15 protein-coding genes are annotated in these 16,444 nt (G+C 41.8%); 8 read left to right on the top strand and 7 right to left on the bottom strand.

Translation table 11 applies throughout. The annotated features are described in order from the left end of the window. Positions 1–82: 82 nt before the first annotated feature. The 5 genes from FEE42_RS03140 to ulaG all read right to left on the bottom strand — a co-directional run bounded on the left by FEE42_RS03140 (position 83) and on the right by ulaG (position 4,461). A complete protein-coding gene (locus FEE42_RS03140) occupies positions 83–901 on the bottom strand; it encodes a pyridoxal phosphatase (RefSeq protein ID WP_164027699.1) in 819 nt (272 codons plus the stop codon). Positions 902–958: 57 nt separating this feature from the next. Next, the gene (gene araD / locus FEE42_RS03145) at positions 959–1,654 is read right to left on the bottom strand and encodes an L-ribulose-5-phosphate 4-epimerase (protein WP_164027700.1); all 696 of its coding nucleotides are present in this window, start codon (positions 1,652–1,654) and stop codon (positions 959–961) included. Then, complete coding sequence (locus tag FEE42_RS03150) at positions 1,648–2,508, bottom strand: L-ribulose-5-phosphate 3-epimerase (protein ID WP_164027701.1); 861 nt, start codon at positions 2,506–2,508, stop codon at positions 1,648–1,650. Before FEE42_RS03150 ends, araD begins: the two co-directional genes overlap by 7 nt. A gap of 35 nt (positions 2,509–2,543) precedes the next feature. Next, positions 2,544–3,290, bottom strand: coding sequence for an HTH-type transcriptional regulator UlaR (ulaR, locus tag FEE42_RS03155; RefSeq protein ID WP_059366608.1), 747 nt, complete (start codon positions 3,288–3,290; stop codon positions 2,544–2,546). 79 nt (positions 3,291–3,369) lie between these two features. Next, the gene (gene ulaG, locus FEE42_RS03160; protein WP_059366610.1) at positions 3,370–4,461 is read right to left on the bottom strand and encodes an L-ascorbate 6-phosphate lactonase; all 1,092 of its coding nucleotides are present in this window, start codon (positions 4,459–4,461) and stop codon (positions 3,370–3,372) included. Positions 4,462–4,823: 362 nt separating this feature from the next. Here ulaG and FEE42_RS03165 point away from each other — a divergent pair, with 362 nt between their 5' ends. The 3 genes from FEE42_RS03165 to FEE42_RS03175 all read left to right on the top strand — a co-directional run bounded on the left by FEE42_RS03165 (position 4,824) and on the right by FEE42_RS03175 (position 7,938). Beyond that, a complete protein-coding gene (locus FEE42_RS03165) occupies positions 4,824–6,638 on the top strand; it encodes a PTS ascorbate-specific subunit IIBC (protein WP_164027702.1) in 1,815 nt (604 codons plus the stop codon). 77 nt (positions 6,639–6,715) lie between these two features. Next, positions 6,716–7,183: a PTS sugar transporter subunit IIA gene (locus tag FEE42_RS03170; protein ID WP_059366614.1), complete on the top strand. Its 468-nt coding sequence runs from the start codon at positions 6,716–6,718 to the stop codon at positions 7,181–7,183. 74 nt (positions 7,184–7,257) lie between these two features. Beyond that, positions 7,258–7,938, top strand: coding sequence for a 3-keto-L-gulonate-6-phosphate decarboxylase UlaD (locus tag FEE42_RS03175; protein WP_059366617.1), 681 nt, complete (start codon positions 7,258–7,260; stop codon positions 7,936–7,938). A gap of 115 nt (positions 7,939–8,053) precedes the next feature. Here the strand turns inward: FEE42_RS03175 and tldD are convergent, their stop codons facing one another. Together tldD and rsmI are read right to left on the bottom strand one after the other, a co-directional pair. Next, complete coding sequence (gene tldD / locus FEE42_RS03180) at positions 8,054–9,502, bottom strand: metalloprotease TldD (protein ID WP_164027703.1); 1,449 nt, start codon at positions 9,500–9,502, stop codon at positions 8,054–8,056. A gap of 80 nt (positions 9,503–9,582) precedes the next feature. Then, positions 9,583–10,431, bottom strand: a complete 849-nt coding sequence (gene rsmI, locus FEE42_RS03185; protein WP_059366621.1) for a 16S rRNA (cytidine(1402)-2'-O)-methyltransferase — start codon at positions 10,429–10,431, stop codon at positions 9,583–9,585. A 75-nt stretch (positions 10,432–10,506) separates the two neighbouring features. Between rsmI and FEE42_RS03190 the strand changes: the two genes are divergently transcribed. The 5 genes from FEE42_RS03190 (at position 10,507) to nrdA (ending at position 16,408) form a co-directional block, all read left to right on the top strand. Beyond that, the gene (locus FEE42_RS03190) at positions 10,507–12,228 is read left to right on the top strand and encodes a penicillin-binding protein activator (RefSeq protein ID WP_164027704.1); all 1,722 of its coding nucleotides are present in this window, start codon (positions 10,507–10,509) and stop codon (positions 12,226–12,228) included. Position 12,229: 1 nt separating this feature from the next. Next, positions 12,230–12,589, top strand: coding sequence for a YraN family protein (locus FEE42_RS03195; RefSeq protein WP_059366625.1), 360 nt, complete (start codon positions 12,230–12,232; stop codon positions 12,587–12,589). 14 nt (positions 12,590–12,603) lie between these two features. Beyond that, entirely contained in the window at positions 12,604–13,188 is a 585-nt protein-coding gene (locus FEE42_RS03200) for a D-sedoheptulose-7-phosphate isomerase (RefSeq protein ID WP_059366627.1), read from the top strand. Positions 13,189–13,281: 93 nt separating this feature from the next. Then, entirely contained in the window at positions 13,282–13,863 is a 582-nt protein-coding gene (gene dolP, locus FEE42_RS03205; RefSeq protein WP_164027705.1) for a division/outer membrane stress-associated lipid-binding lipoprotein, read from the top strand. 274 nt (positions 13,864–14,137) lie between these two features. Continuing rightward, the gene (gene nrdA / locus FEE42_RS03210; RefSeq protein ID WP_164027706.1) at positions 14,138–16,408 is read left to right on the top strand and encodes a class 1a ribonucleoside-diphosphate reductase subunit alpha; all 2,271 of its coding nucleotides are present in this window, start codon (positions 14,138–14,140) and stop codon (positions 16,406–16,408) included. Positions 16,409–16,444 lie beyond the last annotated feature (36 nt).

Genomic DNA, 16,444 nt, shown 5'->3' on the forward strand with positions numbered 1-16,444 from the left:
GAGCAACACAAAGTGCGGTTAGTTTTTTAGTTACATCATCAGAATGACAATTCGTCTTTATAAAAGAATGTAAAACTGAAAACTATAGTGATAAAGCCTCTTTTAATACTTGTGCAATGCCGCCCTCATTATTTGAGGTCGTGATCTGTTTTGCCTGTGCTTTCACTTCATCTTCAGCATTGCCCATCGCAACCCCTAAACCGACCGCACTTAGCATACTGATGTCATTATGATTGTCGCCAAAAGCAATAACTTCCTGCGGATCAATATTCCACTCTTTTAATAACGCAAGTAGTCTGCCGCCTTTTGTATTGCCTGCATTGGCAATATCCACACGATCCACCCAAGACCATTCGCAACTAAATTGAGAAATCGGCAGTTCATTAACCACATTATTCATAACATCTTTATTCTCGGCGCTAATAACACACTTCCAAATTGGGTGATGGTAGTCAATCACATCTTGAATACTGTTCACTTTACGTACATCAGGGCGCACATCCGCTGGGCAAGTTTCTACCCATTTCAGAAATTTTTCCATGTGAGGATTAAGTTGGGCATAATTCATTGAATCTCGAGAATACATCAGTAAATGACAATGATGTTTTTCCGCTACATCATAAATTAATTGCGCCTGTTGCTTAGAAAGCGGATTAGCAAAAGGTGTGGAATCCGTCGCCACATCATAAACATAGGTTCCGTTACAACAGATAATCGGTGTGTCTAAACCTAATTCACGATAATAAGGTTTTACGGCAGTATGGTGTCTGCCCGTTACCAACAAAACTTTAATTCCTTTATTTATAGCGGCTTGAATTGCTAATTGATTTTCCGGCAAAATACGCCCTTCTGAATTTAATAATGTACCGTCAAGATCAAAAGAAACGACTTTATAATTCATTTTTATTCCTCTTAGATAAAAAACGGCGGTTAAAAAACCGCCTTATTGATTGGAAAATTACTGTCCGTAATAGGCATTTTTACCGTGTTTACGGAGATAATGTTTATCCAATAATTCTTGTTGCATAGAGCCTAAACTTGGTCTTAATACTTTACTAAACAGATTCATATAAGCCAATTCTTCCAATACCACCGCATTATGCACCGCATTATCCGCATCCGTTCCCCACACAAAAGGCCCGTGCGAACTAACCAATACTGCCGGAACTTGGTTTGGATCGATATTGCGTTTTTGGAACGTTTCGACAATCACTTTCCCCGTTTCTAATTCATATTCGCCTTGAATTTCAGCCGGTGTCATTTTACGAGTGCAAGGAATGGTGCCGTAAAAATAATCGGCGTGGGTTGTACCTAATGCCAATAAATCCTCTCCTGCTTGCGCCCAAGTTGTGGCATGGCGGGAATGGGTATGCACGATGCCGCCAATGTCTTTAAAGCGGCGATATAATTCAAGATGTGTCGGCGTATCGGAAGAGGGTTTTTTACTACCTTCAACCACTTTTCCAGTAAATAAATCAACGACAACCATATCTTCTGCCGTCATTACCTCATAATCAACCCCCGACGGTTTGATCACGACGAGGTTAGAAGTGCGATCAATTTCACTCACGTTTCCCCAAGTAAAAGTAACAAGATTGTGCTTTGGTAGCGCTAAATTGGCTTTTAATACTTTCTCTTTTAATGCTTCTAACATTGGAAGCCTCCTTCTTTCATTTTTTGTTCGATCCAACGGCGGGCATTAATAATTTCCGCAATCGGTTCATCGGCTTTTTCCGTCCACATTTCAATTAAAAATGCGCCGCGGTAGTTCAGTTCGGCAAGGGTTTTAAAGCAAGCGACAAAATCAACGCAACCGTCGCCAAACGGCACATCACGGAATTGACCTGCACAGGTTTCAGTAACCTTATAAGTATCTTTTAAATGAATAGCGGAAATTTTATCCATACCGAGTTTTAATTCTTCGGCAACATTATCATTCCACGCGGAAAGATTGCCTAAATCGGGATAGACGGTAAACCAAGGCGATTTAATAATCTCATCCCATTTTTTCCAACGGGAAATGGAACTCATAAATTGGGTATCCATAATTTCTACCGCAAGGGTCACTTGATTGCTGGCGGCTAATTCCACCGCCCATTCTAAACCTTGTTGAAAACGTGCGATAGTGTCTTCGTCTTGTTCTTCATAATAGACATCATAGCCCGCCAGTTGAATGGTACGAATGCCGGTATCGACAGCGAATTGAATCGCTTTTTGCATAATTTCATAGGCTTTTTGACGGATGGCTTCATCACCGCTGCCAAAAGGGAAACGGCGATGTCCGGAAAGACACATTGAGGGAATAGTAACGCCCGTATTCACGATAGCTTTAACTAATTGCAACCGCTCTTTTTTACTCCAGTCTAAACGAGCCAAACGTTCGTCCGTTTCATCAATAGAGATTTCAACAAAATCAAATCCACAGGCTTTTGCGATAGACAGGCGATCTTGCCAACTGATGTTTTTGGGTAGAGCTTTTTCATAGATACCGAGTTTATGTTTTCGCATTTCTATTCCTTATTTAATGTTGTGGCGGAAAGTCATCAAGTCAAGATGATTTCCAACCCTTTATTTCTTAATTTTTCAATGATTTCGGCATCTGCATCTTTGCCGGTAATCAATAAATCAATATGGGCTAATTCGGTAAATAACATCCCCACTTGTTGCCCCAATTTAGTACAGTCAAGCAATACCACATACTTAGCGGCTTTGGCGAACAACCGTTGTTCCGAATTAGCAATAATCATATCTGTTTTATACAATCCCTCAGTGGTAAAACCTTTTCCGCTGGTAAACATAATATTGGCGGCATAAGGGCTTTCATTTTGATTAAGAGAAAGGGTTATTGCTTTATTTCGGTTATATTGCCCCCCCATAATCACAATATCTTCGTGATTGTTTTCAATCAATTTATTGGCAAGCGGAATGAAGTTTGTGATGATCTGCAATTTTCTTCCGCATAAATGATCGCCCAACATTTGCATTGTTGAGCCACAAGTTAAAATAACCGAATCGCCCTCTTGGCATAATTGACTCGCTGCCTGAGCAATACGTTGTTTTTCATCAATATTATTGATTGCCGCACTGTATTGATAATCTAGTGAAGAGGACTGTATCGACTCTGCGCCATTACGCACTTTCTTTAATCGGCCTTGCTGAGCTAATTTATTGATGTCCCGCCTTGCTGTTGCAGGTGAAATATCAAGTTGTTCAACAATTTCCATAGTAGAAAGTGCTTGTTTCTCAAGTAACAATTGTAAAAGCCGTCTATGGCGATAATTTTCGTTCATTATATTTTCCTTGCTATTTCTCTGATGCGAATAATGAACAAAAAACGAGCCACCTTCAAGTAAAAGGTGGCTTTTTTTGCTATAACATTGATTTGAATTGGATATTAGGCTCGTGTTCAAAACAGTCATCAAAACCACGAGGATGATGATATTCAATTAAATCTTTATCACGCGGATAAACATATTTCCCGCCCACTTCCCAAATAAACGGATGGAATTTGTATTGCAAGCGTTCTTTACGCATTTTCCACAATTGAATAATTTCATCAGTACTTGCCATAAAGTTTGTCCAAATATCGTGATGAACCGGAATAATCACTTTACAACGCAAGCTTTCCGCCATACGTAATAAATCAACAGAAGTCATCTTATCAGCAATACCGACCGGATTTTCACCATAGTTGTTAAGGGCAACATCAATATCAAATTGTTTACCGTGTTTGGCAAACTGAATAGAGAAGTGAGAATCCGCACCGTGGTAAATATTGCCGCCCGGCGTTTTAAACACATAGTTTACCGCTTTGCGCCCCATTTCTTCGTCAGACGGGCAAAGACCGGCTAATTCACCGCCTCGCTCCTCCGCACCTTCAACCGGTAACGTCACCAAACAAGTGCGGTCAAAAGAATCAAGGGCGTGGATTTCCACATCTTTCAATTTCACTACATCGCCCGGTTTTACAATGATAATGCGCTCTTCCGGTACACCCCATTTTTTCCATAGTTCCGCACAATGCCAAGGGCCGACAAATTTCACGTGATCCAACTTCGGATTATTGACAATCGCCGCCGCCACATTCACATCAATATGATCACTGTGATAGTGAGAGGCAAGGATGAAATCCACCTCATTAATTGCAAATGGATCTAATACCATCGGTGCTGCACGTAAGTTAGGTTGTAATTTACGCACACCCGCCATATTTGCCATTTGGTGACCACGCACCATATCTTTCACTTTTTTGGTGCTTTTACCACGACCACACCATAAATCCATACAAAGATTTGCTCCACCCGGGGTTTTGATCCAAACGCCTACACAACCCAACCACCACATCGCAAAATTACCTTCAGGAACAACTTCTTGCTCAATTTCTTCGTTTAACCAAGTGCCCCATTCAGGAAAAGTAGAAAGAATCCAACTTTCACGCGTGATTTCTTGAATTTTGCTCATTTTTAACTCCTTCCGTTTACTTAAAAAATCAAATAACAATCAAAACAAATCATATCAAATCATTTTATTTTGTAAAATATTTTTTCTAGATTTTATGATCTAGATCTAAATCTATTCTTTTCACTCATTTAATAAACTTTAAAGGTAAGCCATTACCTAAATAACATTAAATTTATTTTACTTAACATAACAAGAACCTATTAGAAAAATAAAATGTGATTTTGCTCACAAAAAATCAAATTCAATCTTTTTTATTCATAGATAATTGCTATTATTTAGCGGATTTCTTTTTCGACACTCTTCGAAACAGACTCAAACGTTAAGTTTTTCCCATTTTAAACAATGTCAACAGAGGTTCTGTTATGGAAACATTATTAGATTTATTTATCGTCTTTAGAGATCAGGTGCTAAATAAAGCGCCACTACTCTTAGGTATCGTGGCCTGTATCGGTTACATTCTTTTACGCAAAGACACCACGACCGTGATTAAAGGGACGATAAAAACAATTGTCGGCTTTATGTTAGTCCAAGTGGGCGCCGGCGAATTAGTCAAAGGTTTCAAACCGATTATTACCAAATTATCCGAATATCACGGCTTAACCGGTGCTGTGATCGATCCTTACACCAGTATGCAAGCAACCATTGAAACCATGGCGGATAACTATGCATGGGTCGGTTATGCGGTGTTATTAGCCTTAGCGCTAAACATTTTGCTTGTGGTATTCAGACGCTTTACCGGTATTCGCACCATTATGCTGACTGGACATATTATGTTCCAACAGGCGGGATTGGTTGCCGTATTCTATATGTTGATCGGCGCCTCAATGATGGAAACCATCATTTATACCGCCATCATTATGGCATTGTACTGGGGGATTTCATCCAACATTATGTATAAACCGACTCAAGCCGTCACAGGCGGAGCCGGTTTTTCTATCGGACATCAACAGCAAATTGCTTCTTGGATCGCCGTAAAGCTCGCACCAAAACTCGGTAATAAAGACGACAGTGTTGACAATATGAAATTACCGAAATGGTTACATATTTTCCACGACAGTATCTCTGCCACCGTATTAGTGATGACCGTCTTCTTCGGCATTATTCTGCTCTCTTTCGGGTTGGATAACCTACAAACCATGGCGGGCAAAACCCACTGGTCAATCTATATTTTTGAAACCGGCTTAAAATTTGCCGTTGCAATTCAAGTGATTGTTATCGGGGTGCGGATGTTCGTCGCCGAATTGTCCGAAGCCTTTAAAGGTATCTCCGAACGCGTGATTCCTAATGCGGTATTGGCGATTGACTGTGCGGCAATTTACGCTTTCTCACCAAATGCTATGGTATTCGGCTTTATGTGGGGGGCAATCGGTCAATTCGTTGCAGTCGGTCTATTACTTGGCTTTGATGCTTCCGTATTAATCATTCCGGGCTTTATTCCAATGTTCTTCTCCAATGCAACCATCGGCGTATTTGCCAACCATTTCGGCGGCTGGCGTGCGGTGATGAAAATCTGTTTTGTCATGGGGATCATCGAAGTATTAGGTTCGGCGTGGGTGATTCACCTGTTAGCAACTCAAGGCGCAACCTTTAACGGTTGGATGGGCATGGCAGACTGGGCATTATTCTTCCCACCGGTATTACAGGGTATCGTCAGCGTGCCATTCTTCTTCTTTGTTATCTTAGCGGCTGCCTTTGTTTATATGGCATTTGCTGCGAAAAAATTACGCGCAGCGGAAGCTGCTGCAGCGGCTGCGGGTAAAACCCTTGAACAAATGGACGGCTATGGTGCGGAAGAAAGCGAACAAGAATCAGTTGCTGCTCAAGAACATTCACCTCAAAGTGCGGTCAAAAATGACGATGTTTCTGATGATGCGACAAAACCAGTGCGTATTCTCGCCGTCTGCGGTTCGGGTCAAGGTTCTTCAATGATGATGAAAATGAAGATCAAAGGTTATTTGGATAAACGCGGTATTCCTAACATTATGGATTCCTGTGCGGTAACCGACTATAAAGGCAAACTGGATAGCACGGATATTATTGTTTCGTCAAAACATTTAGCCGGTGAAATTCAAGTCGGTGAAGGGAAATATGTGTTGGGCGTACAAAATATGCTAAACCCAAATTCCTTTGGTGACGAATTAATCGAACTCATCAACAAATTTCAAAACAGCAAATAAGGCTTAATTAAAGTGCGGTCGGTTTTCGACGAGAATTGATCGCACAACTTCACACTACATAGTTTAAGGATCTCAGTATGTTAAAAGAATCTCTTATCGCCAACAATTCAATCAAACTCAACCAAACCGCAGCAGATTGGAAAGCCGCAATTAAAATCGGTACGGATTTATTAGAGGCGTCAGGCGCAATCGAACCGCGTTATTACGATACCATTATCAGCAATATCGAAAAAATGGGGCCTTATATCATTTTAGCGCCGGGGCTTGCGATGCCGCACGCCCGTCCGGAAGAAGGCGTAATTAAAACGGCGTTTGCTTTAGTCACCTTAAAAGAACCGATTTATTTTGACGGAGAAGAGGATCCGGTATATGTGTTAATTACCCTTGCCGGCAGTGATTCCGATCAACATATGCAAGGTTTAATGGAAATTACCCAAGTCCTTGATGATCCTGACAGCGATGACGGCGTGGATTTAAACCGTTTCCGCCATTGTAATAATGCCGATGAAGTTTATGCGGCGATTGATAAAGCGCTAAACAGTTAATCTAACCCAATTCAAAAAGTGCGGTCAAAATTAACCGCACTTTTCCCCTTTTCAAATTAACAGAAGGAATAAGTATGTCTAAACCATTACTACAAATCGCCCTCGACTCTCTCTCTTTAGAAAAAGCCGTCGCCGATGCCAAACAAGCGGAAAATTTAGTGGAAATTATTGAGGTTGGCACTATTTTAGCCTGTGCGGAAGGTATGAAAGCCGTCAGCACCTTGCGCGCCTTACACCCAAACCACATTATTGTGTGTGATTTAAAAACCACCGACGGCGGTGCAATCTTGGCAAAAATGGCATTTGAAGCAGGCGCTGACTGGCTGACTGTCTCCGCAGCCGCTCACCCTGCAACCAAAGCGGCTTGTAAAAAAGTGGCGGATGAATTTAATGCCGCTCACCCTGAGCTAAAAGTCAAAAAAGAAATTCAAATTGAAATCTACGGTAACTGGACAGTCGAAAAAGACGCCAAAGAATGGGTTGAATTAGGCGTAAAACAGGCGATTTATCATCGTTCGCGCGATGCGGAATTAGCCGGCAAAGGCTGGACAGCGGAAGATGTGGAATTAATGAAAAAATTATCCGCTCTCGGGCTTGAATTATCCATTACCGGCGGTATTGTGCCGGAAGATATTCAGCTGTTCAAAGAAATTAAAAATGCCAAAGCCTTTATCGCAGGTCGGGCATTAGTCGGCGAAAAAGGTAAAGCCACTGCCGAAGCAATCCGTGCCGAAATTGAAAAACACTGGGCATAATTAACCTATCAAACAAAAATCGGATAAACCTTAGGGTGTTATCCGATTTTTTATCCATTTAAACGGAAAATTAACCGCACTTTTGATTAAACCCAAAGTGCGGTTAATTTTGGGATTAATTTGTTCCGCCTACTGTGATTTCATCAATCTTCAATGCCGGCTGCCCTACCCCAACAGGTACGCTTTGCCCGTCTTTACCGCATACGCCAACGCCTAAATCCAATTCGCTTTTATCCGCAACCATGGAAATTTTCTGCATCACCTCAATACCGCTACCAATTAAAGTTGCCCCTTTTACCGGCTTGGTGATTTTACCCTTTTCGATAAGATAGGCTTCCGAGGTGGAAAACACAAATTTGCCTGAGGTAATATCCACTTGCCCACCACCAAAGTTCGGTGCATAAATACCGTGATCAACGGAAGTAATTAAATCCTCAAAGTGACTCTGTCCCGCCAACATATAAGTGTTTGTCATACGTGGCATCGGTAAGTGGGCATAAGACTCGCGACGCCCATTCCCTGTCGGTTTGACACCCATCAATCGTGCATTCATTTTATCTTGCATATACCCCTGCAAAATGCCCTCTTTAATGAGTACATTACATTGACTCGGCACCCCTTCATCATCAATCGTCAGCGAACCACGACGGTTGGCAATCGTGCCGTCATCCACAATCGTACACAATGGTGAAGTAACCAATTCGCCGATCTTACCGGTAAAGAGCGAACTTTCCTTGCGGTTAAAATCGCCCTCCAACCCATGCCCTACCGCTTCATGTAATAATACGCCAGGCCAGCCAGCGCCCAACACAACCGGCATTAATCCGGCCGGTGCGGCAACCGCACTTAAATTAACCAATGCCTGACGAACCGCTTCTTTCGCAAAATTCACCGCTCGAATATCGCCGTCAACCGTCTCAAAGAACCAATCTAGTCCAAAACGCCCGCCTGAACCGCAGCTTCCACGTTCACGCTTGCCGTTTTCTTCCACTAAAACGGAAATCGACAAACGTACAAGTGGTCGAATATCTGCCGCTAATGTACCGTCCGTTGCCATCACCAACACTTCTTCATAAACGGCACTTAAACCGGCAGAAACTCGGGTGACACGCGGATCTTCCGCCCGAGCAGCACGATCAACCAAATGTAATAACTCAACTTTCTTCTCTTTAGAAAGGCTTTCCAGCGGATTAATCGCGGCATAGCGTATAATGGGATTAACCGTATTGAGTGTAGTTGGCACAATAATATTGCCTTGTTTGTGTTGCGCAATCCCTTTCACCGCATTAGCACATTGTTGCAGTGAGGCAAGGCTGATGTGATCCGAGTAAGCAAAACCGGTTTTCTCACCGGATACCGCACGAACGCCAACCCCGCGATCAATGTGAAATCCCCCTTCTTTGATAATGCCGTCCTCCAAAACCCAGTTCTCGTCTTGACTAAGCTGAAAATATAAATCGGCATAATCAATATTTCGATGTGACATCATGTCAAAAATATTCATTAATTCTTTGGTGGATAAATCGCTTGGGGTAAGTAATGTGTTTGAAACTTGGTTTAGCATTTGTTCTCCGAAATTTATAAAATTCGTTGTCGTCTCTCAATCAATTTTCACTATAAAAACGAAAATATTTGAGGTAAATATTAGTTAAAATTATTCAATCCAAATTGGTATAGGGCGTTTTTCTTGTAACCATACAATTCAGCAACAATGGACGCCGCTTTTTTAAGCGGTAATTCTTGCGTAATCAAGCTTAAGGCCTTAATCGCTTGAGGAGAGAATTCCCCTTTATTTTCTTGCTTAGGTTTACCTTCTACGATCAAGACCATTTCACCTTTAGTCCGGTTTGGCGATTCGGCTAACCATTTTCGTAAATTCCCAACCTTATCACCCATAATGGTTTCCCAAGTTTTGGTTATTTCACGGGCTAGTACCACATAACGATCTTTGCCCAATACATCTTGCATATCCGCAAGGGTATCCAAAATACGGTGAGTGGATTCATAAAAGATTAAAGTGCGGTCTTCTTCTGACAAGTTTTCTAACTTATCCTTGCGTGCTTTCGTTTTCGCCGGTAAAAAGCCTTCAAAACAAAAACGATCCGAAGCAATACCGGAAGCACAAAGTGCGGTAATCGCCGCGCAGGCGCCCGGCACAGGCACTACTTTGATCCCCGCCTCACGGCATTGACGCACTAAATGAAAACCGGGATCACTAATTAAAGGCGTACCGGCATCGGATATTAACGCAATATGGCTCCCCTGTTTTAATTTTTCCACCAACACAACCGCTTTTTCCTGTTCGTTATGATCGTGCAATGCAAAAAACGGCTTTTTAATCCCATAGTGACTAAGTAGCAAACCGCTATGGCGTGTGTCTTCCGCCGCGATTAAATCCACTTGTGAAAAAATATCCAAAGCACGTTGGGTAATATCTTGCAGATTACCTATCGGTGTTGCCACGATATATAAAATTCCGGTTACATTATTCATTTTGTTTGCTTTTAAGGTTTGAGATAAGTAAGATCACTTCATTATTGATTCGTTCATAATGGAGCAAAAGCGAATATGTCTATTCTATTACAAGGCACAGGTTTTAAAAAACGTTTAATGCCAATTTTATTATCCGTGGCGTTAGCCGGCTGTTCCAATTTATTCGGCAGCAGCTTCACCGAAACACTTCAACGTGATGCCAACGCCAGTTCTGAATTTTATATGAATAAATTGGAACAAACCCAAAGTGTTGAAGATAAAGAAACCTATAAATTACTCGCTGCGCGCGCATTCATCACAGAGAATAAAATCGCCCAATCCGAGGCAATATTATCTGAGTTAGGCGAATTAAATGAGGCACAAAAACTTGACCGCTCATTAATTGAAGCCCGTCTTTCTGCTGCGAAAGGTGCAAATGAAGTAGCAGAAAGCCAATTGCATTTAATTGGCTTAAATAAGCTGAGCGCCTCGCAAAAATCCCGTTATTATGAAACGCAGGCTGCCATTTTTGAAAACCGTAAAGATGTGATTGAGGCAGTAAAAGCACGGATCAAAATGGATAGCAATCTCACCGATGTACAACGCCGCCAAAGCAACGTAGATAAAACTTGGGCGTTACTGCGTTCGGCAAATACGGGGGTGATCAACAATGCACCGGATGACGGCAGTGTGGCATTAGGCGGTTGGCTTACTTTAATTAAAGCCTATAACGACAATATTCGTCAGCCTGTGCAGTTAAGCCAAGCCCTACAACAGTGGAAAAGCGCTTATCCAAACCATGCCGCCGCCACTCTCTTTCCAAAAGAATTACAAAGCCTGTTGAACTTTCAACAAACCAATCTTGCGCAAATCGGTTTAATCTTGCCGATTAGCGGAGACGGGCAAATTTTAGGTAATACTATTCTATCTGGTTTTAATGATGCCAAAGGAAATTCCACCATTCCGGTGCAAATTTTTGATTCATCGACTTATTCCATTGACGAGATTATCGCACAAGCCAAACAAGCCGGTGTGAAAGCCTTAGTAGGGCCGCTTTTAAAACAAAATGTGGATGCGGTCATTAATAACCCTGTATCAGTGCAAGGAATTGATGTATTAGCCTTAAACTCAACACAGAATACCCGTGCCATTAACCAAATGTGCTACTACGGTTTATCGCCGGAAGATGAAGCCGAATCGGCCGCAACCAAAATATGGAATGACGGAATACGCCACCCCGTTGTTGCGATGCCGCAAAATGAGCTAGGTCAGCGTGTCGGTAATGCCTTTAATGTTCGTTGGCAGCAATTAGCCTCAACGGATGCCAATATTCGCTATTATAATTTACCGGCTGACGTACCTTATTTCCTGCAAGAAAACGGTACAAATTCAACCGCACTTTATACTATTGCAGCCCCTGATGAATTGGCGGAGATCAAAGGTTATCTTGCAAATAGCGCACCAAATTTAAAAATCTACGCAAGTTCACGTTCTAATGCGGCAAGCAATTCTGCCGAATATGTAGCGCAAATGAACGGCGTACAATTTAGCGATATTCCGTTTTTCAAAGAATCTACATCGGCACAATATCAAAAAGTGGCGGGCTCAACCGGTGGTGAATATCAGCTAATGCGTTTGTATGCCATGGGTTCGGATGCGTGGTTGTTAATCAATCATTTCAATGAATTACGCCAAGTACCGGGCTATCAATTAAGCGGTTTAACCGGCATCTTAAGTGCAGGGCCAAACTGTAATGTAGAGCGCGATATGACTTGGTTCCAATATCAAGACGGTCAAGTGATACCGGTAGCCAACTAATATGTTTTCGTTAAAACGTCAACAAGGAGCGGGCTTTGAGCATCAAGCCCGCCTTTTTTTGGAATCAAAAGGGCTGAATTTTATTGCAGCAAATCAGTATTTCAAATGTGGCGAATTAGATCTTATTATGCAAGACGGACAAACGATTGTGTTTGTAGAAGTACGACAACGTTCAAATGCGCACTTTGGCTCGGCTATCGAGAGTGTTGATTGGAACAAACAACAAAAATGGCTTGATGCCGCCAATCTGTGGCTTGCCAATCATAATCTTAGCTTAGAAGATGCCGATTGCCGTTTTGATCTCGTCGCTTTCGGCAAAACTACACAAGATATTCAATGGATTCCTAATTTTCTCGACTAATTTTATTTTCAATTATGTTACAACAAGTTAAAGACATTTATAGCGAAAGTATTCAAATTCAAATTTCCGCCTCCAGTTTACTCACAGAAAATATTGCCAATGCAAGCCAAAAGGTCATTCAATGCTTACTTGGCGGCAATAAAGTCATTGCTTGCGGCATTGCACGCTCTTATGCCAACGCACAATTTTTAGTGTCCAACCTGCTTAACCGCTATGACATTGAAAGACCAAGCTTTCCCTCCGTACTGCTGAGTCTGGAAAGTGCGGTCGGATCTTCATTAGTTTTCGATCATTCACCGGAAAATCTCTATCAACATCAATTTAACGCCATGGCAAAACCCGGCGATTTACTTATTGCGTTTGCTCCGCTTGGCGTGGAAAAAGCCGTACTAAACACCATAGCCAATGCGGTGAGTAAAGAAATTAATGTCATTGCTTTAACTGGTTCAAATAATGATGCTATTCAAGGTCTATTAGCAGAACAAGATTTGGAAATTTCCATTCCCACCAATAAAGAAAGCCGTATTTTAGAAAATCATTTATTTGTGATTAATGCGCTTTGCGAATTGATTGATCAAACACTATTTCCAAGAGTTTGATAGAATGCCGATTATCATTAGGGGCCGGCTCCTAAACTATTTCACCATTTATTTGACTAACTAACTGATTCATTTAAATAAAGGAGAGAGAAAATGAAACTAAGCTCATTTAAAAAACTGGCATTTATTATAAGCGCCTCCGTTCTGTTACAAGGCTGTGTCGCCGCAGTACTGGGCGGTGCCGCAGCAGGCACAAAAGTGGCAACGGATCCGCGTACAATGGGTACACAGGTAGATGATGAAACCCTTGAATTTAAGGTAGAAAATGCCCTAGACAAAGATGAACAAATCAAATCTGAAGCACGTGTAAATGCCATCTCTTACAGTGCGCGCGTATTGTTAATCGGTCAAGTACCGAGTGAGAGTACAAAGGAAACCGCCACTAGTCTGGCAAAAGGTGTAGATGGCGTCACCGATGTCTATAATGAATTACGAGTCGGCGCTAAAATCACTATCGGGCAAATTAGCAAAGACAGTTGGATCACCACGCAAGTTAAATCCAAAATGTTGATTGATGATCGTGTGAAATCGACGGATGTCAAAGTGATCACCGAAAACGGCGAAGTATTCTTACTCGGCAATGTCACCCAATCACAAGCGGATGCCGCCGCCGAGATCGCCAGCAAAATCAGCGGCGTGCAAAAAGTCGTTAAAGTATTCAAATATTTAAACTAATCTTCCTAAAATAAATCATTTTATTCATCAAAGTGCGGTCAAAAACAAGGCAATTTTCGACCGCACTTTTTGTATTTTTTCAAGAAAAAATTCATATCTTTACAATTATCAAAAAAGTATTTGTTTTTTAATAACAAATTTTTTGTCAATCATTTTAACAAAAAATTTATTGCTTGATCTGACCTAAAAAACACATTATCTTGTGCATCATTATTTTTATAACACTATATATTGTGTTCAAAAACATATCATAGCAATTGCAGGGGTCGTATTCATGAACAAGAGCTTAAAGGTTACCAAGCGTGATGGTTCGCAAGAGCAAATCAACCTTGATAAAATTCACCGAGTGATTACTTGGGCGGCAGAAGGATTAGAAAATGTTTCCGTCTCTCAAGTGGAGTTACGTTCACATATTCAGTTTTACGAAGGCATTCGTACTTCCGATATTCACGAAACCATCATCAAAGCTGCGGCAGATTTAATTAGTAAAGATACTCCGGATTATCAATATCTTGCTGCTCGTTTAGCGATTTTCCATTTGCGCAAAAAAGCTTACGGTCATTTCGATCCGCCCCGTTTATATGATCACGTCAAAAAACTCGTGCGCATGGGCAAATATGATCATGCTCTTTTAGACGATTACACCCGTGAAGAATGGGATGAAATGGACGGTTTTATCGATCACTGGCGTGATATGACCTTTTCTTATGCGGCAGTAAAACAACTGGAAGGGAAATATTTAGTACAAAACCGTGTAACTGGTGAGATTTACGAATCTGCACAATTCCTGTATTTATTGGTCGCGGCGAGTTTGTTTTCAAAATATCCGCAAGAGACCCGCTTGGACTATATCAAGCGTTTCTACGATGCGACTTCTACATTTAAAATTTCCTTGCCGACCCCAATTATGGCGGGGGTAAGAACGCCAACTCGTCAGTTCAGTTCTTGCGTATTAATTGAATGTGGCGACAGCTTGGATTCCATCAATGCCACCGCTTCTGCCATTGTGAAATATGTTTCCCAACGGGCGGGAATCGGGATTAATGCCGGTGCAATTCGTGCCCTGGGCAGTGAAATTCGTGGCGGTGAGGCTTTCCATACCGGTTGTATTCCGTTCTATAAGTATTTCCAAACGGCGGTAAAATCTTGTTCACAAGGCGGTGTGCGTGGCGGTGCGGCAACGGTTTACTACCCGTTATGGCATTTAGAGGCTGAAAGCCTATTGGTATTGAAAAATAACCGTGGTGTGGAAGATAACCGTGTGCGCCACATGGACTACGGTGTGCAATTAAATAAATTAATGTATCAACGCTTAATTAAGGGCGGTGATATTACCTTATTCAGTCCTTCCGATGTACCGGGACTTTACGAAGCCTTCTTTGCCGATCAAGAGAAATTTGAAGAACTTTACCTCAAATACGAGCAAGATCCGAGCATTCGTAAGCGTTCCGTTAAAGCGGTTGAAATTTTCTCTTTGTTAATGCAAGAACGCGCCTCAACCGGTCGTATCTACATTCAAAATGTGGATCACTGTAATACGCATTCACCATTTGATCCGCAAGTGGCACCGGTACGCCAATCTAACTTATGCTTAGAAATTGCCTTACCAACCAAACCATTGAATCATATTCATGATGAAAACGGTGAGATTGCCCTTTGTACTCTTTCCGCATTTAACTTAGGCAAAATTGAAAATCTTGATGAATTGGAAGAATTAGCAAATCTTGCCGTTCGTGCATTAGACGCCTTATTAGATTATCAAGACTACCCTGTTGCCGCAGCAAAACGCAGTTCCCTTGCCCGTCGTTCTCTCGGTATTGGTGTAATTAACTATGCCTATTACTTAGCGAAAAATGGCGTACGTTACTCTGATGGCAGTGCGAATGACTTAACCCACCGCACTTTTGAAGCGATTCAATATTATTTATTGAAAGCTTCAATGAATTTAGCCAAAGAACAAGGTGCCTGCGAATATTTCAATCAAACCACCTACTCACAAGGTATTTTACCGATTGATACCTATAAAAAAGATTTGGACTCGCTCACACAAGAGCCGTTGCACTACGATTGGGAAAGTTTGCGTAAAGATATTCAAGAATTCGGCTTACGTAACTCGACCCTCACCGCACTAATGCCGTCAGAAACGTCATCACAGATTTCTAACGCCACCAATGGTATTGAGCCGCCGCGCGGTCATGTCAGCGTGAAAGCCTCAAAAGACGGGATCTTAAAACAAGTGGTGCCGGATTACGAAAACTTAAGCGACAATTACGAATTGCTGTGGGATATCCCAAACAATGACGGCTATCTCCACTTAGTCGGTATTATGCAAAAATTCGTGGATCAAGCGATTTCCGCTAACACTAACTACGATCCAAAACGTTTTGAAGACGGTAAAGTCCCAATGAAAGTGCTATTAAAAGACTTATTAACCGCTTACAAATACGGCTTAAAAACCCTTTACTACCAAAACACCCGCGACGGCGCTGAAGATGCCCAAGAAGATCTTGATGACGGCTGCGCAGGTGGGGCGTGTAAAATCTAATTAATCAAACCTTTAAAAGTGCGGTTAAAATCGACC

Source organism: Rodentibacter caecimuris (assembly GCF_010587025.1).
In the GTDB taxonomy this organism is placed as follows: Bacteria; Pseudomonadota; Gammaproteobacteria; order Enterobacterales; family Pasteurellaceae; genus Rodentibacter; species Rodentibacter caecimuris.